We start from the raw sequence: 23,058 nt of genomic DNA, 5'->3' as shown, positions 1-23,058 counted from the left end.
CCTATTCCTGAGTTTCATGCGATAAATTAAATGTGAACGCTAAAACAAGCTTTTTGGTCCAGTATGTCTTTTATGCCTCAATTCTGACATGTATGAACATTAGGTAATGTGTCGCTCGGTTAACGATCCGACTCACCGGAGCTTGTCCTGTCCTTGGCACATAACGGAAAAACAGCAATGACCCCTGCAGTTGACACGATCGCCCCGTCTGCCGCGGCTTCATCCATCGCAGCCGGTGCCCTTCCGTTAATCACGGATGAAATCCCGACCCGGTCGCTGACCACGCGGATGATCCATGCCCGTCACCGCCGCGCGCTGCTCGATTATGCCCGCACGCTCGACACGGCCGCCGACCCGTCCTGATCCTTCGCCTATCTGAGGCCGAATTGCTCTCGGCAACCACGACAGAAATCAAACTTTGTCATTTTTTACAATTCAGGGTTGCCCTGCGTGCCAGTTCCTCCACCGCATGGCGGGTGGGGGTCGTCAGTTCTTCCGGCAGGGCATCAAGCGCAAACCAGCGCGGGCCTTCATGCCTGTCCGGCTCCATAAGCCGTGGCGTGCCGCCCCATGCCGTGACCAGATAAACCGGGGAAACCCAGAAATGCCCCGCCGTGGGGTCGCGTTCCTCCACCAGGCATAAGAACTCAGGGGCCTTTACGCTCAGGCCCACTTCCTCCTTGATTTCCCGCGCCATTGCCTGGCAGGTCGTCTCAAACGCCTCCACCTTGCCACCGGGCAGCCCCCAGCACCCGGCCTGCGGCGGGCGCAGGCGTCTGAGCAGCAGGATGCGCCCTTCCCCATCAATAATGGCAGCGCCACAACCCACGCGCGGGCCGGTCTGTCCGGTCATGTCAGTCATCCTGTTGCCGTTGATGCGTGGCCCATACAGCAAGGGGGCGCCCGAAGGCACCCCCGCTTTCAGGCCATGAAGGCGTTGGCGTTTCAGCGCGCGGCAGGCGGCCGGGCGTTGGCGGACGCAACGCGCCGCCCCCACGAGATCAGGTCGCTCGTGCAGTCATCACGGTCGATCTGGCACTCGATCAGGGTCGGGCCTTCCTTGTTGGCCAGGGCGGCGGCAATCGCCTTTTCCATCTCGGCACCCGTGGTGGCGCGGAAGCCCAGGCCGTGGCCGTCCTCGGCGTTGAACACCTTCATCAGCCCGGCATAATCCCAGTTCTTGACGTTGTTGTACGGGCCGTCATGAATCTGGACTTCGATGGTATAGCCCCGGTTATTGACCAGGAAGATGATGACCGGCAGCTTGAGCCGCACCATCTGGGCCACTTCCTGCGCGGTCAGCTGGAAGGAACCATCGCCGATCATGGCAATGATCCGCCGCTCCGGCTCGGCCACGGCATAACCGAAGGTGGCGGGCACGGACCAGCCGATATGGCCCCACTGCATCTCCAGTTCCACGCGCGCGCCACGCGGCAGTTTCATCTGAATGGCGTTGAACCACGAATCGCCCGTCTCGGCGATGACCGAGGTGTTCGATGTCAGCAGCGCCTGGATCTGACGCGCCATCTCGGCCCGCACCAGCGGCGCATCGGGGGCAGCAGGCGCCACCGGAGCCACGGGCGCCTTGATGCGGTTGTATTCAACCAGCGTCGCATCCTTTTTGGGCTGGCCCTTGATGCGGGCAATCAGCGCATCGATCACGTCGCGCAGGTGCACGCCATCATAGGTGGTGCCAGCCGCCTCGATATGCCGCGCCTCCATCAGCGCCACGTTGTCGCCCTTGGGCCACGCGGTCCAGCCAACGGTGGAGTAGTCGTTGAACACCGGGGTCAGGCACAGCACGCCATCCGCCCAGTCAAAGATCTGCTGCGCGCCGGGGCTGCTCACATCGCCCCAGTAGGTGCCGGCATAGGCCGGATGATCCTCGGGGAAGAAGCTCTTGGCCGCCGCCATGCTCACCACGGCGCAGCCCAGCGCATCGGCCAGGCGGATGGCCGCCTCTTCGCAGCCAGCGGCACGCAGGCGGCTGCCCACGAGAATGATGGGCTTCCTGCGCGCATCGAGGAAGCGGGCCAGCGCGTCAACCGCCACCTTCAGCGTGGCCGGGTCGGATGGCACGTCAGCCAGAATGGCGCTGACCGGGCCGGGGCGCGAACAGGGCTGGGAGGCAACGTTGCACGCAATCTCGATATAGGCGGGCTTCTTCTCGCGCAGCGCCGTGCGGATGGCGTGATCGATCTGCACCGGCGCGTGCTCGGCTGCGGTGATGGACACTGCCGCACAGGTCAGCCGCTTGGCAATTTCAAGCTGGTAGCCATAATCCGGCGTGCCGGTGGTGTGGTGCAGGATGTGCCCGCTGCCGTGATCGTTTGAATTGGGCGCACCCGAAATCAGGATGACCGGCAGGTTCTCGGCATAGGCGCCGCCAATGGCGTTGAGTGCAGACAGCGCACCCACGCTGAAGGTGACAACCGCAGCACCCGCCCCGTTGGCGCGGGCATAGCCCTCGGCACTGAAGCCGCAGTTCAGTTCATTGCAGCAATAGACCTGGCGCAGGCCCTCGATTTCAAGAAGCTGGTCGAGCAGGACGAGATTGTAGTCACCCGCCACCGCGAAGTGGTCCTTGAGCCCGATCTGCGCCAGGCGTTCACCAAGGTAATGGCCAACTGTATATGTCATTATGACGACTTTCCTTCCCTTGCGTGGCGGGCGCGGCTGGCCGCGCCCCTCCCCCAACGGGGGGAAGAGCCACATGAATGGCCCGTAATCGGGCCATCATGCCAAAAGCATGGTAAGGCCGTTCGCGCCTTAGCCTACGCTTTCGGCAACCCAGTTCCGGCGCTTGGTCGCCTGACCAATGCCGGGGTTGAAACAGTTGCACGGGTCAAGCTGGCGGTAATGGGCCAGCACGTCCTCGGGTGCCTGATAGAGATGACCGAAATTATGCTCCGCCGGATAGCGCGCGCCACGCCTGTCCAGGCCTGGCAGCATGCGGTGCTCGAGCGCAATGCAGTCATAGCCCTTACGCACCACGTAATCCTGATGCATCACGTGGCACAGGAAATGGCCGTAGTACAGCTTGACGATGATCTCGTCCTCGATGTCCTTGGGCAGTACCTCGAACCACTCGCGGTCGTTACGGCGCAGCGCTACGTCAAGCGCCACGATGTTTTCGGTCGTGTCGGTATGGACATTGCGGTAACGCACGGCAGCACCCGCAGCTGCAAAGCGATGCAGGAAGGCCTTGGCCCCTTCATCGGGCGTGCATTCAAAGAATTCGCCTTCATGCGTGGCAAAATGGCTTTTGAGGAAGTCACGTGCCTCCTGTGCGCCCGAGGCGCTGACCTTGAGCATGAGGTGATGCTCGAAACGGTCGCGGTAATCGCGCATGCGCGCGGGCAGGTGCTGCGGAAAGAAATGGCTCATGAACTGCATGAACCGGTCGCTGAAATGCTTGGGCAGGAACCCGATTTTATCCGCCAGCCGGTCGAACGCATTCTTCATGGCGAACATGGCGGGCAGGCGGCTGGTGCCGATCATGCGGATGATGACGAAGGTGTCCTTGCCGTATTTCTCGGCAATGTTGAACGCATCGCGGTGCAGGTATTCGCCTGCGATCGGCAGTTCCTTGAATTCCGACAGGATATGGCGGCGCACGTCTTCGAGCACATCGGTCTGGTTGGTGCCCATGTAGAAGACGACGGGATCCTTTTCCGCCTCGAACGTGTCAAGCCGCACGGCAAACAGGCCAAGCTTGCCCGCGCAGCCGGCACCTTCGTGCAGGCGCTGCAGGTCGGCGTTGTAGCGCGCAGGGGTATCGGCGTTCACGTCGCGCACATGAGTGGCGTAGCCATCATCATGCCCACGGCCAGCCTGCCAGTTGATGCTGGCATCGGGGAAGTTGCCTTCCTCCGCACGCCTGAGGATCTCCTCGGGGTCGGCGCCGAGTTCGATGCCCAGATGGTTGACAAGCTGCAGTTCACCCTGCGGCGAGACCTGGGCGAACAGCGCCATGTCGGTATAGGCCGGGCCACGGCGCACCAGCGCGCCGCCCGAATTGTTGCTGACCCCGCCAAAGACCGACGCCCCGATGCACGATGAGCCAATGACCGAATGCGGCTCGCGCCCGATGGGCTTGAGCATGGTCTCGAGCTGGTCAAGCGTGGCACCGGGCAGGCACACCACCTGCCTGCCGCCACCGATCAGGTGAATCGTGCGCATGCGCATGCTGTGCACGATCACGATATCACGGTCATAGGTGTTGCCATCGGGCGTGGAGCCGCCGGTCAGGCCGGTATTGGCCGCCTGCATGATCACGATCACGCCTGCCTTCACGCAGGCCTGCAGCACACGCCACTGCTCCACCAGCGAGCCGGGCATGACAACCGCAAGGGCACGCCCCTCGCCAAAACGGAACCCCCGCCGGTAGGGCAGGGTCGCTCCGTCCTCGGTCAGCACATGGTGGTTGCCCACGATCTGCTGGAGTTCCGTAACCAGTTGCGCGCCCGTTGTGGATGCCATGTCCTGTGCCGCTGTCAGCATTTTATTATTCCTTCGATGTCATTCCCGCATGCGCCCGCGCCGGTTCCGGCGCAGGGCATTCGTAAAATGATGTTGCATAGTCTGGCATGTTTCGCATCGGGCGACGTGCGCATAAAATGCTGAGGTCGCATGCCCAAACAGAACGGCCCGCCCGCCGGTCAGGGCGTGGCGGGCCGGTTTTACCGTACGCGGGGCCGGTTTCAGGCCGCGGCTGAGGTCTCGCCCAGGGTTGCCAGCGGCTTCATGAGCAGATGGTTCTGCGAGTAGTCGACCGGCACCGAGATCACCACCGGGCCTTCAATGTCCATGGCCTCGCGCAGGGCGCCCGCCACGCCATCGGCGGAATGGACGGCAATGCCATGCGCGCCGCACGAGCGGGCGAACATGGCGAAGTCGATCGGCCCGAAATCCACGCCCGAGCCGCGACCGTACTTCTTCTTCTCCTGCATCTCGACCATGTTGTAGGCCTGATCGACCCAGACCATGTGGATGAGGTTGCACTTGAGGCGCACCGCCGTTTCCAGCTCCATGCACGACATCATGAACCCGCCATCGCCCGAGATCGAGATGACCTTCTGCCCCGGGTTGACCAGGCTTGCGGCAATGCCCCACGGCAGGCCCACGCCCATGGTCTGCTGGCCGTTGCTGATCAGCATCTGGCGCGCGCGGAAGGATAGCAGGTAACGCGCCAGCCAGATGTGGAAGGTGCCCATGTCGAGGCACATCGTCACGTCCGGGGTAACGAACTGCTCGAGTTCGCGCACGATCTGCAGCGGGTGGACTGCGGTGTTGGACGTGCTGCGCGCGCCCGACAGGGCGGCCAGGCGGGTAGCGTGATACTGGCTCAGGATCTCTTCAAGCTGCGGCGCGCGCGCAAGCTTGCCTGCCTGCGTGGCCAGCGCGCGCACGGAGGCCGCGATATCGCCAACCAGTTCCACTGCCGGGTCGTAATGCGTGTCGAGTTCGGCAGCGACCACATCGACATGCACGATTTTGCGGCCGTTATCGACATTCCACAGCCACGGATCATATTCGATCGGGTTGTAGCCGATCGAGATCACGAGGTCGGCCTCATGCAGCAGCTGGTCGCCCGGCTGGTTGCGGAACAGGCCCACGCGGCCGCCAAAGCGGTCGGACAGTTCCTGCGACACCGCACCGGCAGCCTGATAGGTGCCAATGACCGGCACGCCCGTGGTCGCCACCAGCGCGCGCACCGCATCCGACACGTCGGGGCGGCTGGCCAGCAGGCCGAGCAAGATGACCGGACGCTGCGCCTTGCGGATCAGGCCCAGCGCCTCGTTGATGGCCTCGACCGGAGCCGCGCCATTTTTGGGCAATTCGCGCCCGGCCAGCACCTTGCCTTCCGCCGGCATGGACAGGATGTCCATCGGCGTGCTGACGAAGGCTGCACCCGGGCGGCCGCTCTCGGCAAAGCGCAGCGCGTTGGCAATGGATTCGGATACGGCGGCGGGAGAGGTGATTTCCGCGCTGTATTTGGTGATGGGCTGGAACAGGGCCACCGTGTCCATGCTCTGATGCGTCAGCTTCAGCCGGTCGGCCAGCTTCACCGCGCCACCAATGGCCAGCACCGGGTCGCCTTCGGAGTTGGCGGTGGCCAGGCCGGTCACGAAGTTCGAGGCGCCGGGGCCCGAGGTCGCGATGGCAACGCCCGCCTTGCCGGTCAGGCGGCCAATGCCACCGGCAATGAAGGCGGCATTCTGCTCATGGCGGGTCACCACCGTCTCGATCGGGCTGTCGACCAGCGCGTCGAACAGGCGGTCAACCTTGGCACCCGGAATACCGAATACGTGGGTCGTGCCATGCGCCACTAGGTTGCGCACGATCATGTCCGCCCCGCACTCAGGCGCGGCCGATTTGGTCTTGTCAGTCATTGTTTCAGCTATCCTGAAAGATGTATGCCGCAGCCTGGGCTGCCGGGCAGGGAAATGGCGGGAGGGGTGACCCCTCAACCGCCCTCGGCCACGCGAATGGCCTCATGAATGTTCTCGGGTGAAAGGTTGGCCTTGGCGAACTGCTCGGTGCGGGGCAACTGGATCTCGACATCGGAGATGATGCCCACTTCAAGCTTGCCCTTGAGCACGGCGTAATCGGTCAGGTGGCCGCCACGGCGCCCGTCTTCCGTCAGGAAGTGAAGGTGATAGCCCGCCACGTTCACGCCCTGCATGTAGCCCGGCGTGCGGAAGCCGAGCATGGTGCCTGCAGCGGCGCCAAGCTGCATGGTGGGCTGACGCGCCACGACCTCGAGCATGGGCGGGTAGGGCTGGCACTGGCAGAACACGGTGCGGGTCTCGACACGCTCGAACAGGCCGGTAAAGCGCACGGCGGCGAACAGGTTGGGGTTGTTGACCAGACGGTCGACAATCGCCTCGAAGCCTTCCTTGTCCTGCGCAGTGTCGATCATGTACTCCTTCTCCGGGTTGAAGAAGGTGACGCAGGCGAACGGGGTCTTGAGGTCGCCCGGCACGCGACCGGCCTGCCCATCGGCGCGGAACTGGTGGATGACGCTGTCATTGACGATCATCTCGCCATCGAGCGCATTGAACGTGCCAAGGCCGAAATTGCCGTGCAGCAGCAGTTCGTCAAGCGTGGTTTCCCCATCATAGACGGCATCGAGCAGCGCGGCCATGGTGGAGGTCTGGTACAGGCGGTTCATGCGCGGACGCACGCCCGTCGCGTCAGCGGCGCTGGAGCGGGTATCGATATCGCCTACCGAGTAGCATTTCAGCTTCAAGACCTGGGTCTCCTGCAACGGGGCGGCGGCGCGGCGTGGCACGGCCTGCTTCCCGATCATGTGTAGATGGCACGCGGATGGTGCGGCAGGCTGGTCAGTACGTCCAATATATATTCAAGGCTATTTCCATATATAAAATATATGGACTGGCGTGGGCCGCAGACCGGCCACACGGGGCTTGCCGCTTGCCCTGCCCGCCCCCCGCCTGCATTGTGAACGGTAAATGAACAGGCAGGATGACCCGATGATGAAACCCCTCCACATGGCGATCGCAGCGCTGGGCCTGACCGGCGTGATCGCGGGTGCTGGCGTGGCCCACGCCGACCAGCCCGACCCCAAGCCCCCCTATGGTCCCGGCGCCTATACGGGCGAGTGGACGGCGCTTGGCCTCCAGCCCGTCACCATCGCCGCCAACAGGGCGCTCGGCCCTGCGGCGCGGCTTTACCTGAAGCTGCCGGATTCGCTGGGCAAGATCACGGGGCTGACGGGCCGCACCATCGAACTGAAGGTGCAGGACGATACTTCGCTGCGCTCGGTCAATGACAACCCGCGCACCGTCTTCCGCCTGACCTCGCCCAATGCCGCCGATTTGCAGATGCAGGGCGCCAAGCCGGGCCAGAAGCTCGACCTGCCACTCAGCCGCGCGGACTGAGCCATGAAAAACCCCCGTGGCCGGATGCGCTCACGGGGGTCGGGCTGTGTCAGTCCTGCGCGCTGATCAGCAGGCCGCGCAGGCGGGAACGCAGTTCGTTCTCACGCGGGATGCTGATCGCCTCGCGCAGGCGCAGCATCTGGCGGCGGGCGGCGTAAAGCTGGTCGAGCAGCGAGAGCACCACCGGCATCCCTTCGTCATTGATGCCCATGTCATCACGCAGTTCAAGAATCAGCCGGGCCCGCGCCTCATCGATCTCACGAAACAGGTAATGACCGGGCGCGCCCTCGGGCCGCAGCCAGTCGCTGTCGATCCATGCCTGCACGTCCTGCTGCGGCACGTTGCCAATGCGCAGGCACAGGGTCTCGATCGTAATCATGCTTTCTTGCCCTCCGCTGGCTCCGCCTTCTCATCCGCCGTGCCCTTGCGCAGGAATTCCTCCAGCGCCGGGTCAACCTTGCCCAGCGTCACGACCAGCCTGACATACAGGTTGCCCGCCTCGGTCTTGCCATGCGCCTTGACCCCGCGCCCGCGCAGGCGCAGCACGCTGCCACTGTCGGAATGGGCGGGCACGTTCATCTTTACCGACCCCGCAGGCGTGGGGATGGTGATGCTGCCGCCAAGCACCGCCGTTTTCAGGTCCACCGGCAGCGACATGCGGATGTCGTTGCCATCACGCGTGTAGGTGCTGTCGGGCGCCACGGTGATGGTGATCAGCGCGTCGCCCGCAGGGCCGCCCTGATGGCCCGGATCGCCCTTGCCGCGCAGGCGCATGACCTGGCCATCGGTAATGCCGGGCGGAATCTTCACATCAAGCTGCGTGCCGCCGGGCAGCGTGATCCGTTCCGTGCCGCCATTGACGGAATCAAGGAAGCTTACGGTCAGCGCGTACTGCCGGTCCGCCCCCTTCATCGGTCCCTGCGGCCTGCGGCGGAACCCGCCGCCGCCACCGCCAAACATGCCGAAGATATCGCCCAGATCATCTTCCGAGAACTGGCCGCCACCATAATTGAAGCCCTGCGGCCCTTCGGCATGGTCGCGGTAGCCGCCGCCACCGCCAAAGCCGAAGCCTTTTTCCTGGCCGGTTTCATCAATCTCGCCCCGATCGTAGCGCGCGCGCTGCGCCTCATCGGACAGCAGGGCATTGGCCGCCCCGATGGCCTTGAAGCGTTCCTCGGCCACCTTGTCGCCGGGGTTGAGGTCGGGGTGGTACTTCTTGGCCAGCTTGCGATAGGCCTTGCGGATATCATCCTGGCTGGCCGAGCGCGTGAGGCCGAGTACTTCGTATGGATCCTTGCTCACTTAAAAATCATCCCTCCGTCAGGAATGGGCCAGCCCGGCCATGCGCCACGCCCGTGCCCCCTGAACACCATCAATACAGCCTTGCGGCCCTTCATGCTTCAATAATGGGAAGTGGGGAGAGCAGGGTCAATGAAGGGCGGGGAAATCTTCGATCCATGCATGGCTGGCAGAAGAAAATAACACAACAGGAACTTCAAAATAACATCTTTTGTATTTTTAATTCATGCAAAAATGAAGTATTTCCGCAATGCAATAGAACTATAAAAAAGACCACGCCAGATGCATGCCGTTTTCATCACCCTTGCATTACTGACCGTTACCGGGATCAGCAGCCTGATTTCGCGCATAGGGCGCATTCCCGTGCCCCTGCCACTGATCCAGATCGCGGTGGGGGCCATCGCGGCCCTTGCGGGGCTGAATATCGGCTTCGACCCCGACATGTTCCTGCTGCTGTTCATTCCGCCGCTGCTCTATGCCGATGCCTACCGCATGCCGATGCGCGAGTTTGGCGAGCTGCGCAACATCATCGTCATGATGGCGCTGGGGCTTGTGGTGTTCACCACGCTGGCGTGCGGCTACTTCATTCACTGGCTCATTCCGCCCATCATGCTGCCTGCGGCCTTCGCGCTCGCCGCCGTCATGTCGCCCACCGATGCGGTCTCGGTCGGCAGCATGATCGAGGGCGGGCGCGCGCCTGCCCGCGTGGTGCACATCCTGCATGGCGAGGCGCTGCTCAATGATGCCTCGGGGCTGGTGTGCTTCAAGTTCGCGGTGGCGGCGGCCATGACGGGGCTGTTCTCGTTCCAGCAGGCGCTGGGCAGCTTCATCTTCATGGCGGTGGGCGGCATCGTGATCGGCATCGTGGTGGCGTGGGCGGCGTGCCGGGCGGAGCACATGCTGCTGGTGCGCGGCTATGACGACCCGCCCACCCACATCACGCTGGCCATGATGCTGCCCTTTGGCATCTACCTGCTGGCCGATGCGGTGCAGTGCTCGGGCATCCTCGCTGCCGTGGCGGGCGGCATGACGGTCAAGTTCACCGGGGTGATGAACGAAGCCCGCACCGAAACGCGCCTCAAGGCCACCACGGTGTGGGACATGGTGAACTTCACGTTCAATGCCGTGATCTTCCTGCTGCTGGGCCTGCAACTGCCTGACCTTGTGAGCGGGGGCGCCGCCATTGCGCGCGCGGGCGGCATTTCGCCGTGGTTCCTGATCCTGGCCATCGTGGGCATCCAGCTCATGATGAGCCTGATCCGCTTTGCGTGGATCTGGATCTCCATTTCCGCCCGGCGGCTGTTCGCCCATCTGCGCCACCGCAACACGGTCATCCCGTCGGCGCGCAACGTGCTGCTCATGACCGTGGCGGGCACGCGCGGGGCCATTACGCTGGCGGCCGTGCTGTCGCTGCCGGTGGCAACGCTGGCGGGACCGGGCTTTCCGGGTCGCGACCTGCTGGTAACGCTGGCGGCGGGCGTTATCATCTGCTCGCTGGTGCTGGCAAGCCTGGCCATTCCGCCGCTGCTGCACGGCATGAGCACCGATGAGGACGACCCCAGCCTGCACGAACTGGACATGATGCGCATCGAACTGGCGCAGACCGCCATCGAGGCCCTGCATGCCGAGCAGGCCGTGCTGGCGCAGCAGGAACTCGACATCATGCCCGATGGCTCGGAAAGCGTGGACCTGAAGCAGGAAGCCATTGGCCGCCTGCTGCACGAATATCAGGACACGCTGCGCAGGCTGGACAATTCACGCGCGGCGGAAGCCAGCATCCGCGCCACCGCCATCCGCGAAAAACGAACCGAGCTTGCGCTGCGCTTCCGCCTCATCCGCCACATGCGCGAACGCCTGCACATGCGGGTGGTGCAGAAACTCATCAATGACGAGACCGAACTGACCATCAATCAGGAGCTTGATTTCATCGAGCAGGAACTCCAGATCGAGGCCCGTTCCCTGCCCCGCCCCGATGGCCTGCCGCATGCCAGCACCCATGATGGCGCAGCCCTGCCTGAAACGGGATGCATGACACCCGCCCTGACAGACTGATAAAAGAACTGCGACCCCATTTCCCGGCAGACCGAAACCGCAAGAGGAACCGCCCCATGCTGCTGCGCATCCGTATCCTGCTGGCCTGCCTGTGCCTCAGCACCGTCGGGAGCGCGGGCGCACAGGCCCGCTCGCATCACTTCAACGTGCGTGAGCATCATCCGCACGGCAACTCGCCCTATGGCCATCTCAGCGGCTTCGTGGCCGCCATAAGCGAGAAGGACCCCCGCTACGTCGCGGCGTCGCAGCGATGCCAGAACAAGGCTGGCGTGGGCGCCATGGGCAGCACGAACAGCGGCAGCGCCCAGGCATGGGCCGGGTCGTCACATACCACTTTCTTCTCGGAATGCATGGTGGAGGCCGGGGCATGGAAACCCCGCTACAGCACCAGCGTGGGCGACTCGGTCGACCCCTGAGCCCTGCGGGAGCCGCAGGGCACGGGGCAGCACCCGTCAGGCGCCCGGAGGCGCCATGAAGCCGGGGCCAACCGGGTCGGGGATGCAGCGCGCAAGGATCGCATCGATCTCGCGCCGGTCATCAGCGCTCAGGTGCCAGCCCATCGCATCGGCCACGGCAGCGATCTGGTCGGGGCGGCGCGCGCCCCACAGGGCAATGGTCGGCCCCTGATCGAGCACCCAGCGTATGGCCAGCGCCAGCAGCGACTTGCCGTGCTTCTCGCGGGCGAAGTCCTGCAATTCGCGCACGGCCTGCAGGTAATGCGCAAAACGGGGCGGCTGGAATTTGGGGTCGGCGCTGCGCAGGTCATCGGCGCCGAATTTCGTCTCCGCCGTCATCTTGCCTGACAGCAGGCCACGGCACAGCGGGCCATAGGCCAGGATGGCCAGGTCGTGCTGGCGGGCATAGGGCAGGATGTCGTGCTCCATCGCGCGCTCGAACAGGTTGTAGGGCGGCTGCACGGCACAGAGCGGGGCGAACGCGCGGAAGGCATCCATCTGGGCGATGGAGAAATTGCTTACCCCCAGCGCCAGCACCTTGCCTTCGCGCACCAGGGCCTCGAGCGTGCGGGCGGTCTCTTCCATCGGCACCGAGGAATCGGGCCAGTGCACCTGATAGAGGTCGATGTAATCAGTGCGCAGGCGGCGCAGCGAATCCTCGATTTCCTTGCGAATGCGTGCAGGCGCGCTGTTGCGGAAGGGCTTGTGGTCATCCTTCCAGTCAAGTCCGACCTTGGTGGCGATGGCCACTTTGTCGCGCCGCCCGGCCAGGGCTTGGCCCACGATCTCCTCCGAATGGCCAAAACCGTACACAGGCGCGGTATCGACCAGCGTTATGCCCAGATCGAGGGCTTCATGGATGGTGGCGATGGCGTTGCGGTCATCCGGGCCGCCCCACATCCACCCGCCAATGGCCCACGTGCCCAGCGCAATGCGCGAAACGGGATGTTTGAGCCCCCGTATCTGGATGGTTTCCGTAACAGGCGCCTGCGTCATGAATGTTCTCCCTTATGGTGAATACGATCGTGGCGATGGGATGACCGCCAGCCACAATGTGCCACGGCATGGCATGTAGCGTTACCCGCCCCGCCACGGCTGAGGCATGCGCGCCCCTGCCTGCTCCCCACAACACGAAGCGCGTGGCGGCGTTGCGTTCTTTTTCGGGCCGGGAGGGGGCGCACCCCTTCCGCAAGGCCGGTCCGCGCCGTATGGGTAGAGGCACGTTACCTGTTACGGAGTGCCCCTTGCGCAAGACAGTCCTGCTCGCCCCCCTGCTCGTGCTGGCTGCGTGCGCGCATACGCCTGCCGATCAGGCCCATCGGGCCACCACACCGGTCGCGCAGTATGCCAACGGGGCCGGGCCGCTGGCGGTCAACACCCATGTGCCCGATTTCGCCACCCGTAACTACGAACCCTTCAACCGGCAGGATGTCGTGGCCATTGCGCTACGCGAATGGCGGCTGTTCGGCCAGCCGGTAAGTGATGACGACCCGCTGCTGCGCCCCGAGCCGACCACGACCGTGGTCAAGCCCGAACGCACGGCGGGATTGTGGCAGCGCGTGGGCGAATACTGGTGGATTGGCCAGGACCCCGCCGAGACCGAATCCTCATGGGATGGCAAGCATGACGCGAACGGCCACATCACCGATTTCGTGCATGATGGCTATTATGCATGGTCGGCGGCGTTCATCTCATACGTGATGCGGGTGGCCGGGGCCAATGACCGCTTCGCCTATTCCCCCAACCACGCCACCTATATCAACGCCGCAGCCTCCGGGCAGGAGAAGGGCGTCAAGGCCCGCAATCCCGCCCGTTACGCGCCCAAAATGGGCGACCTGATCTGCGTGGGGCGCGGGGCGAGCAAGTCGGTGCGCTTTCGTGACCTGCCTACGCCGCAGGGCTTTCCCGCCCATTGCGGCATCGTGGTGGCGGGTCCGCATGATGATGCGCCCTTTGGCCACGAAATCAGCATCATTGGCGGCAATATCGACGATGCCGTGGCCCTGACGCATGTGCCCGTAGGCCCCAATGGCCGCCTGACCGACAGCCACGGCAAAAGCCTCGACTCCCGCTACCCGTGGTGCGTGGTGCTGCAGGTGCATTACGACGCCGACCGCGAGCCGCAGGCCGACCAGTAACCCCAAAAGTTTTTGGTGAAGCTTCTTTCAGGAAGAACACCGCCTTTTTTAAAAAAGGCGGCACCCAAAAACTTTCACTTCAATTCCGCACGGCCCCTCAGCCGCGCGTCCACGGCAGTTCGGATGCCTGCCAGCCCGCTAGGCGACCGCGACTGCCCGTCGCGTCTTCCGGCCCCTCGAAACCGTCGGCCACGTTGAAAACATTGTGATAGCCCGCGTCATACGCTGCATGGGCGGCTGCCATGCTGCGCGCGCCGGAGCGGCAGATGAAATAGATCTCGTCGGTCTTGCCGATCCCGGCCTGTTCCAGCGTGGTCAGGAAGTCCGGGTTGACCTGGCCTGCAGGCGGCAGCTGCCAGCTGTCGCGCACCAGCGTGCGGCCCGCGCCGGAAAGGTCAGGCACGCCAATATGTTCCCATTCCATGGGGGTGCGCACGTCCACCAGGTGGGCGTTGGGGCGGTCACTGACCGCAGCCCACGCGGCGGCGGGCGAGATATCATCAATCATCATGTTTCCTTTCGGCTGGAAAAACCTGTGCAGCGGGGATATGCCAGCCCTGCCCCCGTCCTGATAGTTAAGGATGCAACAGGCGCTGCATGGCCACCACCCGGCCTGCCGTGCCGCATGGTACGACCCAGATCAAGCGAAGGTGCTGCCTTATGGCCGAAAGTGCAAATCCCGTCTCCTCCCCCAGTGCTGACATGCCCGCAGCCATCGGCCATACGCCGCTGATCCGCCTGCGCCATGCGTCGGACATCACGGGATGCGAGATCTACGGCAAGGCGGAATTCATGAATCCCGGCGGTTCGGTCAAGGACCGCGCGGCGCTGGCCATCATCGATGATGCCGAACGCCGCGGCACGCTCAAGCCCGGCGGCACGATTGTCGAGGGCACGGCAGGCAATACCGGCATCGGGCTGACGCTCGTGGCCAATGCGCGCGGCTACCGCTCCATCATCGTCATGCCCGAGACCCAGAGCCGCGAGAAGATCGACTTCCTGCGCATGATCGGGGCCGACCTGCGCCTCGTGCCCGCCAAGCCCTTCCGCGATCCGGGCAACTACGTGCATGTCTCGCGCCGCCTGGCCGAGGAGACTGGCGGCGTGTGGGCCAACCAGTTCGACAACACCGCCAACCGCGAAGGCCACCGCCACACCACCGCCCCCGAGATCTGGCAGCAGATGGGCGGAAAGCTCGATGCCTTCACCTGCTCGTGCGGCACCGGCGGCACGCTGGCGGGGGTGACGCTGGGGCTGGAGGATGAAGCCCGCAAGGCTGGCGTTGCGCGCCCGCGCATCGTGCTGGCCGACCCCGAAGGCTCGGGCCTGTATGGCTGGGTGAAATCGGGCGATCTTTCGGTCAGCGGCTCTTCCGTGACCGAAGGCATCGGCCAGTCGCGCGTGACCGGCAACCTTGAGGGGCTGCATTTCGATGATGCCGTGTGCATCCCCGACCCCGAGGCGCTGGAGCAGATCTACAGCCTGCTGATCCATGAAGGGCTTTCGGTTGGCGGGTCGGCGGGCATCAACATCGCCGCCGCCATCCGCGTGGCCCGCGCCATGGGGCCGGGGCACCGCATCGTCACCATCCTGTGCGATGGCGGCGCGCGCTACCAGTCCAAGCTGTTCAACCCGGAGTTCCTGCGCGGCAAAAACCTGCCCGTGCCTTCCTGGCTGGCCTGAACACCCTGCGGCCAGGGCCATTGAAACGGAGTGAAACACCGGATGCGGCGCTGCGCGCCATGGTGTAAGATATGGCCATGAACCCGCTGCCGCATATCCTCATCATTGATGATGACCGCGAGATCCGTGACCTGCTGGCACGCTTCCTCGAACGCAATGAACTGCGCGTCACCACCGCGCGTGACGGGCAGGAAGCCCGCCGCCGGTGGGGGGAAGGGCATTACCAGCTGGTCATCCTCGATCTCATGCTGCCAGGCGAGAGCGGGCTGGACATCTCGCGCTGGCTGCGCACGCAGGCCAACGTGCCCATCGTGATGCTGACCGCCATGGGCGATGATACCGATCGCATCATCGGCCTTGAACTCGGCGCGGATGACTACGTGCCCAAGCCCTTCAACCCGCGTGAACTGCTCGCGCGCATCCGCGCCGTGCTGCGCCGGGCCTCCGACACGCCAGACCCGCGCAGCGTGCCGGTGCTGCACACGCTGCGCTTTGCAGGCTGGACACTCGATACCGGGCGGCGGCGGCTGCACAACCCCGAAGGGGTGGAAGTGCCCCTGACCGGCGGCGAATACGACCTGCTGCTCGCCCTGCTCGACCGCGCCAACCGGGTCATGACGCGCGACATGCTGTTCGACCTCCTGCGCGGACGGCAGGCCGGTCCGTTCGACCGCGCCATCGACGTGGCCATCAGCCGCCTGCGCCGCAAGCTCGAAGATAACGGCCGCAACGCGCAACTGATCAAGACGGTGCGCGGCGGAGGCTACGTGCTCGCAGCCGAGGTCGAGCGTAGCTGAGCCGCCCCGTGCAGCCATTCTCCGGTTCATCCTTCCTGTCCCCGCCCCCACCGCAGGAAAAGCCGCCGGGTGCATGGCAACGGCTGAGCCGCCGCCTTGTGCCGCAATCGCTTGCCGCGCGCACCACGCTGCTGCTGATCGGGGGCCTGGGCATCATCCAGATCATCGGGCTGACCATCCATGCGCTCGACCGGTTCGATTTTGACCAGCGCATGATTTATGAGCGCGCGCGCAGCAAGATGTTCACCTATTACCGCGCCATCGTGGAGACCGCGCCCTCGGACCGCGACCGCGAACTTGCGGCGCTGCACCTGCCCGATAGCGTACACATCACGCTGACCCCCGGCCCCGAGCCGGACATGATCAACGCCATGGCGCTGCCCCCGCGCCCCCCGCACCACATGCCGCCGGGCGAGTGGAATGGCGGCCACATGCCCGATGACATGGGGCCGGTGCCCTTCAGCCACCCTGGTCCGCACGGGCCGCACGGCCCTTTTGGCCCCTTTGGCCCCGACGGCCCGGGCGGACCCGGTGGCCCGCATGGCTTCGGCCCGGAAAACGACCCCGGCATGGGGCCGCTGCCGCAATCGATGCGCCCCGAGCAGGTGCTGATCTCGCCCGCATCGGGGCGCAGGCGGGCGGTTGCCTTCCTGCTGCCCGATGAGCGGCGGTGGGTCACGATCCATTACATCCTGCCCCGGCCCAGCCCGTTCCGCTCGCCCACCTTCCCCATTGCCTTCCTTATCATGACCTTCGCGGGCGGCATCCTGATCCTGTGGGGCGTGCGCAGGCTGATCGCGCCGGTCAGCACGCTCGGCGCCGCCGCCGAGGAGCTGGGCCGTAACGTCAACGCGCCCCCCATGCCCGAGGACGGGCCAAGCGAGGTGGCGCGGGCCGCCCACGCCTTCAACACCATGGCGCACCGCATCCGCCGCTACCTGACCGACCGCACGCTGATGCTGACCGCCATCGGCCACGACCTGCGCACGCCGATCACGCGCCTGAAGCTGCGCGCCGAATTCATCGAGGATGACGAGATGCGGGCCAAGATGCTGGCCGACCTTGATGAACTCGAGGCCATGGTGGCCGCCACCCTGGCCTTTGGCCGCGACGCCTCGCAGCGCGAGCCGATGGGGCAGGTCAACCTGACCGCCCTGCTGCAGACCATTGCCGATGAAGCCTGCGAGACCTATCTCGATGCGGCGGACAGCATCGCGTTTTCATCGGAAATGCCCGACGTGCTGGTGCGCGCGCGCCCCATGGCGCTCAAGCGCGCGCTGAGCAACCTTGTCACCAACGCCATAAAATATGGCGACGGCGTGCGGATCGTGCTGCTGCCACCCCGCCAGGGCACGGGCGAGGACGGCGCGGAAACAACCGTCACCATCCTGATCGAGGATGACGGCCCCGGCCTGCCCACAGAGGATCTCGAGCGCATGTTCGACCCCTTCGTCCGCGCCGAACAGAGCCGCAACCGCGAAACCGGCGGCACGGGGCTGGGCCTGTCCATCTCACGCAACATTATCTGGGGGCTTGGCGGCGATATCCGGCTAGGCAACCGACACCCGCATGGATTACGTGTGACGGTCACACTTGTCTGCTAAGGTCCGATTCCAGTAACGGACAATTCAGGATATAGCGCTCGATGCCGGACAGAACACACCGTTATCAGGTCTCCCTTCTATGGACCGGAAACGGCGAACATGACGGGGCTTCCCGGCAGGCCCATCATCAACGCAGCTACGAGCTGCACTGCACGGGCCGGCCGGTCATTGACGGCTCGGCCTCGCCCGCCTTTCGCGGCGACTCCCAGAAATGGAACCCCGAGAAACTGCTGCTCGGCGCGTTGTGCGCGGACCACCAGCTCTGGTTCATCCACCTGTGCACGGCGATGGGAATCGGAATCCTGTCCTATGCCGACCATGCCGAGGGTATCCTGGAGGAATTCGAGGACGGGTCATTCTCCTTCACGCAGGTCATCCTGCGGCCCCACGCCGCCCTTTCCACCGCGCATGACGTGCAGCAGGTGATCGACCTGCACCACGATGCCGCCATGCGCAGCTGCATCGCGCGCTCGGTACGCTTTCCCGTGACCTGCGAACCACGCGTGACCAGCGCGCAATAATTTCTTGCTGCACGCAGGGGGTTAATGGCATTGCCCGATAATGCTTGATCGCCTGTATGCCCGCATCATTGCCCTCGCCGCCAGCCGGCACGCCGTCATCTGGCTGGCGGTGATCGCCTTTGCCGAGGCCAGCGTCTTTCCGCTGCCGCCCGACATCATGCTGCTGCCCATGGTGCTGACGCAGCGCGAGCGGGCCTTCCGGCTCGCCGCCATCTGCACCATAGCCTCCGTGGCGGGGGCGGTGCTGGGCTGGTGCATCGGCGCGTTCCTGCTGGAATACGCGGCCATGCCCATCGTGCATTTCTATCATGCCGAGCAAACATTGCAGACCCTGCAGGACCGCTTCCGGGAATGGGGTATCTGGATCATCCTCATCAAGGGGCTGACCCCCATTCCGTTCAAATTCGTCACCATTGCCAGCGGGGCGGCGCATCTGTCGCTGGTGCCGTTCCTGCTGGCCTGCGCGGTCACGCGCGGCACGCGCTTCTTCCTGCTTGCCGCCCTGCTGCGCCGCTATGGCGCGCCGATCCAGGGCTTTATCGAAAAGCGCCTGCCGCTGATGGCCGGGCTGTTCGCGGTCGTGCTGGTGGGTGGCATCGTGGCGCTGAAATATATCTGAGGGGAGCACCCCTGCCCGCGTGATGGTGTTCGCCCGCCGCAGGGCGTGATAGGGTGCCCATCGTGTTTTTAAGCCCGCGCGGCGTTGCCCGCGCGGTTCTTGTTACTAACGGGTGGGAGCATCATTCATGCCGCAGCAGGTTGCCGTCATTACCGGAGCGGGCGCGGGAATCGGCCGCGCCACGGCCCGCACACTGGCCCGGGCCGGGTGCGATGTCGCCCTGCTTGGCCGCAACCGCGACCGGCTCAATGATGCCGCCGCCGAACTGCGCGAACTCACCGTGCGCACCCATATCGTATGCGCCGACGTGGCGGATGCGGCGGCGGTGGAACAGGCGGCTGAGGAAATAGAAGAAAAGCTCGGCCCCATCACGCTGTGGATCAACTGCGCGGGCGCGACCGTAACCGGGCAGGTTGCAGCCCTTGAGGCCGATGAGATCCGCCGCGCGACCGAAGTGACCTATCTTGGCACCGTCAACGGCACCCGCGCGGCCCTGACCCGCATGCGCCGTCGCGGCCACGGCACCATCGTCAATCTCGACCGGCTGGCCAGCCTGCGCCCGCCGCCGCTGCAGGCGGTGGAAAACGGAGCGCGTGCCGCCGTGCGCGCCTTCTCCGAGAGTATCCGCCCCGAAATCCTGCATGATGGCGATCGCATCCATATCGCACTGGTGCACCTGCCCGCCATCAACACGCCGCGCTTTTCGTGGACACGCAACCACACCGGCAAGCGCCTCAAGCCGATGGGGCCGGTGTACGAGCCTGAAATCGCCGCCGAGGCCATCTGCCGCGCCGCCTTCGGGCGCGAGCGCGACATCTGGGTGGGCCTGTCGGGCGTGCGCAACTGGGCGCTGTCCACCTTCCTGCCCGGCCTGTCAGACCGCTGGCTGTCGGGCAAGGGCTACGCGAAGCAGCTGGAAAAAACCCCAGTGGCGGGCAACGAACCTGATGACCTGTATGAAACCGTGCCGGGCGCCTATGCCGCCCATGGCCGGTTTGACATGATCACGCGCAAGGCCATGCCGTTCCTGCTGACCAGCCGCCACGCCCAGCTTGCCACCGTAACGGGGCTGATGGGCATCGTGCTGCTGGCCCTGCGCCGCAGGAAAAGCTGAAAACTGATAAAAGTTCTTGGTGAAGCTTTTTTCAAAAAGCTTCTAAAGACGCCGCCTTTTTTCAAAAAGGCGGCGCCCAAAAACTTTTATCTGTAAAATGCCTTTCCCGCTCAGGCGGGAATGGACGTTCGTGCCTCAGTCGTGCTGCGGCACAGGTCACCCGCCCACACCCACCAGTGCGCGCCAGCCTGCTGCACGGCCGCCTGTGCGGCACGGGCGGCCTCGGGGCTGTCGAACAGGGCAAAGCACGTGGCCCCCGAGCCACTCATGCGCGCAAGGCGGCAGCCGGGTGCTGCACGCAGGGCGTCGAGCACGGTCATGATTTCCGGGCGGATGGCGCAGGCGGCCTCCTGCAGGTCGTTGGTCTGGGCGGCAAGGTCGCGCACCATATCGGCCAGCGTGACCCAGGCGGGGGGCAACGTGGCGCGGGGGGTAAAGACCGGCGCGCGCGTTTTGAACACCTGCGGGGTGGATACGCTCTGCCCGCAATTGACCAGCATCATGCCACAGGGCGGCAACCCGGGCGCGGGCGAGAGTTCCTCGCCGATTCCTTCCATGCGCGCGGCACACTGCTCAAGGCAGACCGGTACATCCGCACCAAGCCGCGTGGCCAGCGCCATGAGCGTGGCGCGTGGCAGGTCGAGATTCCAAACCCGCAGCAAAAGCCTCAGGGCGGCGGCAGCATCGGCCGAGCCGCCGCCAATGCCCGAGGCCACCGGCAGTTCCTTGTGCAGCGTGATCTCTACATCCGGCAGGGCGCGTGCGGCATCCGTGCCTATCTGCTCGCGCAGCATCGCCCCTGCGCGCACGATCAGGTTATCGGCGCAGTCCTCGCTGCCCAGCCCGGCACAAAACCGGCCCGTGATGTCCAGCGCGACATGGCCACCACGCCCGCTACCCATTTTCAGGTCCAGCCGGTCCGCAGCACCTGCAAATACGGCAAGGCTGTCAAGCAGGTGGTAGCCATCCGCCTGCCGTCGCCCCGTGACATGCAGGTACAGGTTGATCTTGGCATGCGCCAGTTCGTGCAGCGACGACATCAGTGACGGGTTCCATTTGACTGGGAAGAGGAAGAAGGCGGGCTTGCCACCGGCTTGAGGTCGGCAGGCAGGGCCATGGGCCTGTGGGCCTGCCACGCATGGGCATAGTCCAGCGCCGCCGTTATCTTGCGGCGGTCCATCGGGTCGGGCTGGAACTGGATGGCGTTCTGCCATTCATTGATCGCCTCGAGCCTGCGGCCCGCCATCCAGTATGCCACGCCAAGGTGGTAGTTGATGGCCGGATCCTGCGGCATCTGCTCGACCGACTGCTCAAGCAGCGGCAGCCCCTCCGCCACGTGACCAAGGCGCATGAGCACCCAGCCCACGCTGTCGCGGATCTGGTTATCAGACGGAGCAAGCGCGAGCGCGCGGCGCAGGTAGGATTCGGCCAGGGCGGGGTTCTCGCCATGCTCGACCATGGAGTAGCCAAGATAGTTCAGCAGTTCCGCCTCGTTGGGCGCGAGCTGGAGGGCGTGCTGCAACAGCGCCCGCGCCTGCGGCCAGTGGTTCTGGCGCTCCTGGGCTATGGCCTGGCCAAACAGCAGCCGCCAGTCATCGCCTTCCAGCCGGTGGGGCGTGAGTGCCGTGGCATGCTGGTAGGCATCAAGTGCTTCGGGCCATTTCTGCTGGTCAAGCAGGGCATCGCCAAGGCTGCTCCACAGCATGCGGTCATCGGGGGACTGGCGCAGCAGGTCGCGCAGTTCCTGCGCCGCCTGCTCCTTGTGGCCCAGCACCACGTCAAGATCGGCCTGCTCGGCGCGATAGACGGGCAGCAGTGGGTCATTGGCCGGAGCGCCATCAAAGGCGGCGCGCGCCTGCCGGTCCTGCTTGCGGGCATGCAGCATGGAGGAGAGCAGCAGCCGCGCCTCCGAATCCGCGGGGTCAAGGGTGAGCGCCATGCGCAGCATCATCTGCTCGGTGCCGCGCAGGGTGCCGATTTCCATCGCGGCATCGCCCGCATGGTCTTCATCCCCGCCCTCATGGGCATAAAGCTGCTGGTCGATCAGCAGCGCCACCAGCCCGTAAGCCTGTGCGAGGCCCTGCGTGGCATGGGTCACGACCGGGCGCTGGAGCATGGCCATGATGCTGGCCCGCGCCGTTTCGAGCACCGGCATGGCCGTAATGCGCTGGTTGATGAGGTCGCGCGCCGCCGCCTCATGCCCCTGGGTGACCAGCCAGCGCGCCATGACCACCGTGGTGAACAGGTCGCCGCTGCCGTTTTCCGCCGCCTGGCGGAACAGGGTATCGGCACGCATCTGCATGCCGCCAAGCTGCGCGATCAGGGCCGAGTGCAGGGTATAGTAACCGCCCAGCCGGGCATCGACCTCGGCTGGGGCAAGGGCGGCGAGTGCCTCATCCGTTTTGCCCGCGCCCTGCAGCGCCCAGGCGCGCAGCAGCGGGCGCAGCAGGCCCATGATCTGGTCGGCTGGCGCGTTCTGGTAATGCGCCGCCGCCTCATCCCACCGCCCGGCAAGCGCTGCGGTATTGCCCATGACCAGTTCGGTCATCACGCCGGGGGGCTGCGCGTGGGCAAGCGCGCCCGCCTGCGGGCTGCCCGCCAGAATGCTGTAGAAAAACGCCCGCTCGCCAAACAGCCGAAAGGTGGGCGCAAGCCCTGCCGCCACGCCATAGGCCCGCGCGGCCTCGGCGTTGTCGCCCTCGGCCGCAGCCACGTTGCCAACGAGCAGATTGGTGGCCAGATCCTGCTTGCCTGCCTCGATGATGGGGTCAACCGGCGGGGCGGCCCGCATTTCACGGTTGGGAATCCCGGCAAGGAGCGGTACAACAAGGGAGGCCACGACCATGCGTGACAGACGAGGTAAGAGCAT

22 protein-coding genes are annotated in these 23,058 nt (G+C 65.0%); 11 read left to right on the top strand and 11 right to left on the bottom strand.

The features are described from left to right. The first annotated feature begins 177 nt into the window (after window positions 1-177). Window positions 178-363 (top strand): hypothetical protein, encoded by a 186-nt coding sequence (locus tag R5N89_RS01645; protein ID WP_061272832.1) that lies wholly within the window; start codon window positions 178-180, stop codon window positions 361-363. A gap of 58 nt (window positions 364-421) precedes the next feature. Here R5N89_RS01645 and R5N89_RS01640 read toward each other — a convergent pair whose 3' ends face one another. The 5 genes from R5N89_RS01640 to budA form a co-directional block, all read right to left on the bottom strand. Continuing rightward, the gene (locus R5N89_RS01640; protein ID WP_110569992.1) at window positions 422-853 is read right to left on the bottom strand and encodes an NUDIX domain-containing protein; all 432 of its coding nucleotides are present in this window, start codon (window positions 851-853) and stop codon (window positions 422-424) included. Between the two features lie 92 nt (window positions 854-945). Beyond that, on the bottom strand, window positions 946-2,640 hold the full coding sequence (locus R5N89_RS01635; RefSeq protein WP_110569979.1) for an alpha-keto acid decarboxylase family protein: 1,695 nt from the start codon (window positions 2,638-2,640) through the stop codon (window positions 946-948). A gap of 129 nt (window positions 2,641-2,769) precedes the next feature. Further along, window positions 2,770-4,503, bottom strand: coding sequence for a D-lactate dehydrogenase (gene dld / locus R5N89_RS01630; protein ID WP_110569978.1), 1,734 nt, complete (start codon window positions 4,501-4,503; stop codon window positions 2,770-2,772). Window positions 4,504-4,703: 200 nt separating this feature from the next. Next, window positions 4,704-6,395, bottom strand: coding sequence for an acetolactate synthase AlsS (alsS, locus tag R5N89_RS01625; protein WP_110569977.1), 1,692 nt, complete (start codon window positions 6,393-6,395; stop codon window positions 4,704-4,706). A gap of 74 nt (window positions 6,396-6,469) precedes the next feature. After that, window positions 6,470-7,273 carry an acetolactate decarboxylase gene (gene budA, locus R5N89_RS01620; RefSeq protein ID WP_373320384.1) on the bottom strand — a complete coding sequence of 268 codons (804 nt, stop codon included), beginning with the start codon at window positions 7,271-7,273 and terminating at the stop codon, window positions 6,470-6,472. A 226-nt stretch (window positions 7,274-7,499) separates the two neighbouring features. Between budA and R5N89_RS01615 the strand changes: the two genes are divergently transcribed. Beyond that, window positions 7,500-7,907 carry a hypothetical protein gene (locus R5N89_RS01615; protein WP_244192273.1) on the top strand — a complete coding sequence of 136 codons (408 nt, stop codon included), beginning with the start codon at window positions 7,500-7,502 and terminating at the stop codon, window positions 7,905-7,907. A 49-nt stretch (window positions 7,908-7,956) separates the two neighbouring features. On the opposite strand, the gene R5N89_RS01610 is transcribed toward R5N89_RS01615, so the two are convergent. Then, on the bottom strand, window positions 7,957-8,286 hold the full coding sequence (locus R5N89_RS01610) for a chaperone modulator CbpM (protein ID WP_110569976.1): 330 nt from the start codon (window positions 8,284-8,286) through the stop codon (window positions 7,957-7,959). Continuing rightward, a complete protein-coding gene (locus R5N89_RS01605; RefSeq protein WP_110569975.1) occupies window positions 8,283-9,209 on the bottom strand; it encodes a DnaJ C-terminal domain-containing protein in 927 nt (308 codons plus the stop codon). The genes R5N89_RS01610 and R5N89_RS01605 overlap by 4 nt, the downstream gene beginning before the upstream one ends. Before the next feature lie 279 nt (window positions 9,210-9,488). Here R5N89_RS01605 and R5N89_RS01600 point away from each other — a divergent pair, with 279 nt between their 5' ends. Beyond that, the gene (locus tag R5N89_RS01600; protein ID WP_244192272.1) at window positions 9,489-11,258 is read left to right on the top strand and encodes a Na+/H+ antiporter; all 1,770 of its coding nucleotides are present in this window, start codon (window positions 9,489-9,491) and stop codon (window positions 11,256-11,258) included. Between the two features lie 56 nt (window positions 11,259-11,314). Beyond that, a complete protein-coding gene (locus tag R5N89_RS01595) occupies window positions 11,315-11,674 on the top strand; it encodes a hypothetical protein (protein WP_244192271.1) in 360 nt (119 codons plus the stop codon). Between the two features lie 36 nt (window positions 11,675-11,710). Here R5N89_RS01595 and R5N89_RS01590 read toward each other — a convergent pair whose 3' ends face one another. Beyond that, window positions 11,711-12,709, bottom strand: a complete 999-nt coding sequence (locus R5N89_RS01590; protein WP_110569974.1) for an aldo/keto reductase — start codon at window positions 12,707-12,709, stop codon at window positions 11,711-11,713. Window positions 12,710-12,921: 212 nt separating this feature from the next. On the opposite strand from R5N89_RS01590, the gene R5N89_RS01585 reads away from it, so the two are divergent. Further along, entirely contained in the window at window positions 12,922-13,851 is a 930-nt protein-coding gene (locus tag R5N89_RS01585; protein ID WP_110569973.1) for a DUF2272 domain-containing protein, read from the top strand. Between the two features lie 97 nt (window positions 13,852-13,948). On the opposite strand, the gene R5N89_RS01580 is transcribed toward R5N89_RS01585, so the two are convergent. Continuing rightward, window positions 13,949-14,359: a rhodanese-like domain-containing protein gene (locus R5N89_RS01580; RefSeq protein WP_110569988.1), complete on the bottom strand. Its 411-nt coding sequence runs from the start codon at window positions 14,357-14,359 to the stop codon at window positions 13,949-13,951. A gap of 152 nt (window positions 14,360-14,511) precedes the next feature. On the opposite strand from R5N89_RS01580, the gene R5N89_RS01575 reads away from it, so the two are divergent. The 6 genes from R5N89_RS01575 to R5N89_RS01550 all read left to right on the top strand — a co-directional run bounded on the left by R5N89_RS01575 (window position 14,512) and on the right by R5N89_RS01550 (window position 20,189). Then, entirely contained in the window at window positions 14,512-15,534 is a 1,023-nt protein-coding gene (locus tag R5N89_RS01575; RefSeq protein WP_110569987.1) for a cysteine synthase A, read from the top strand. Window positions 15,535-15,611: 77 nt separating this feature from the next. Beyond that, complete coding sequence (locus tag R5N89_RS01570; RefSeq protein WP_110569986.1) at window positions 15,612-16,331, top strand: response regulator; 720 nt, start codon at window positions 15,612-15,614, stop codon at window positions 16,329-16,331. 8 nt (window positions 16,332-16,339) lie between these two features. Further along, a complete protein-coding gene (locus tag R5N89_RS01565; RefSeq protein WP_110569972.1) occupies window positions 16,340-17,935 on the top strand; it encodes an ATP-binding protein in 1,596 nt (531 codons plus the stop codon). Window positions 17,936-17,976: 41 nt separating this feature from the next. Further along, a complete protein-coding gene (locus R5N89_RS01560; RefSeq protein WP_110569971.1) occupies window positions 17,977-18,456 on the top strand; it encodes an OsmC family protein in 480 nt (159 codons plus the stop codon). Window positions 18,457-18,496: 40 nt separating this feature from the next. Then, on the top strand, window positions 18,497-19,075 hold the full coding sequence (locus R5N89_RS01555; RefSeq protein ID WP_110569970.1) for a YqaA family protein: 579 nt from the start codon (window positions 18,497-18,499) through the stop codon (window positions 19,073-19,075). A gap of 127 nt (window positions 19,076-19,202) precedes the next feature. After that, window positions 19,203-20,189 (top strand): SDR family oxidoreductase, encoded by a 987-nt coding sequence (locus R5N89_RS01550; protein WP_110569969.1) that lies wholly within the window; start codon window positions 19,203-19,205, stop codon window positions 20,187-20,189. A 110-nt stretch (window positions 20,190-20,299) separates the two neighbouring features. On the opposite strand, the gene R5N89_RS01545 is transcribed toward R5N89_RS01550, so the two are convergent. Together R5N89_RS01545 and R5N89_RS01540 are read right to left on the bottom strand one after the other, a co-directional pair. Then, complete coding sequence (locus tag R5N89_RS01545) at window positions 20,300-21,229, bottom strand: 4-(cytidine 5'-diphospho)-2-C-methyl-D-erythritol kinase (protein WP_110569968.1); 930 nt, start codon at window positions 21,227-21,229, stop codon at window positions 20,300-20,302. Continuing rightward, the gene (locus R5N89_RS01540) at window positions 21,229-23,058 is read right to left on the bottom strand and encodes a tetratricopeptide repeat protein (RefSeq protein WP_244192269.1); all 1,830 of its coding nucleotides are present in this window, start codon (window positions 23,056-23,058) and stop codon (window positions 21,229-21,231) included. The genes R5N89_RS01545 and R5N89_RS01540 overlap by 1 nt, the downstream gene beginning before the upstream one ends.

Origin of the sequence: Komagataeibacter sucrofermentans DSM 15973 (genome assembly GCF_040581405.1) — a bacterium.
GTDB classification, from domain to species: domain Bacteria; phylum Pseudomonadota; class Alphaproteobacteria; order Acetobacterales; family Acetobacteraceae; genus Komagataeibacter; species Komagataeibacter sucrofermentans.
Note: the sequence above shows the minus strand (reverse complement) of the source record. Positions and strands in the feature narration are given on the sequence as shown.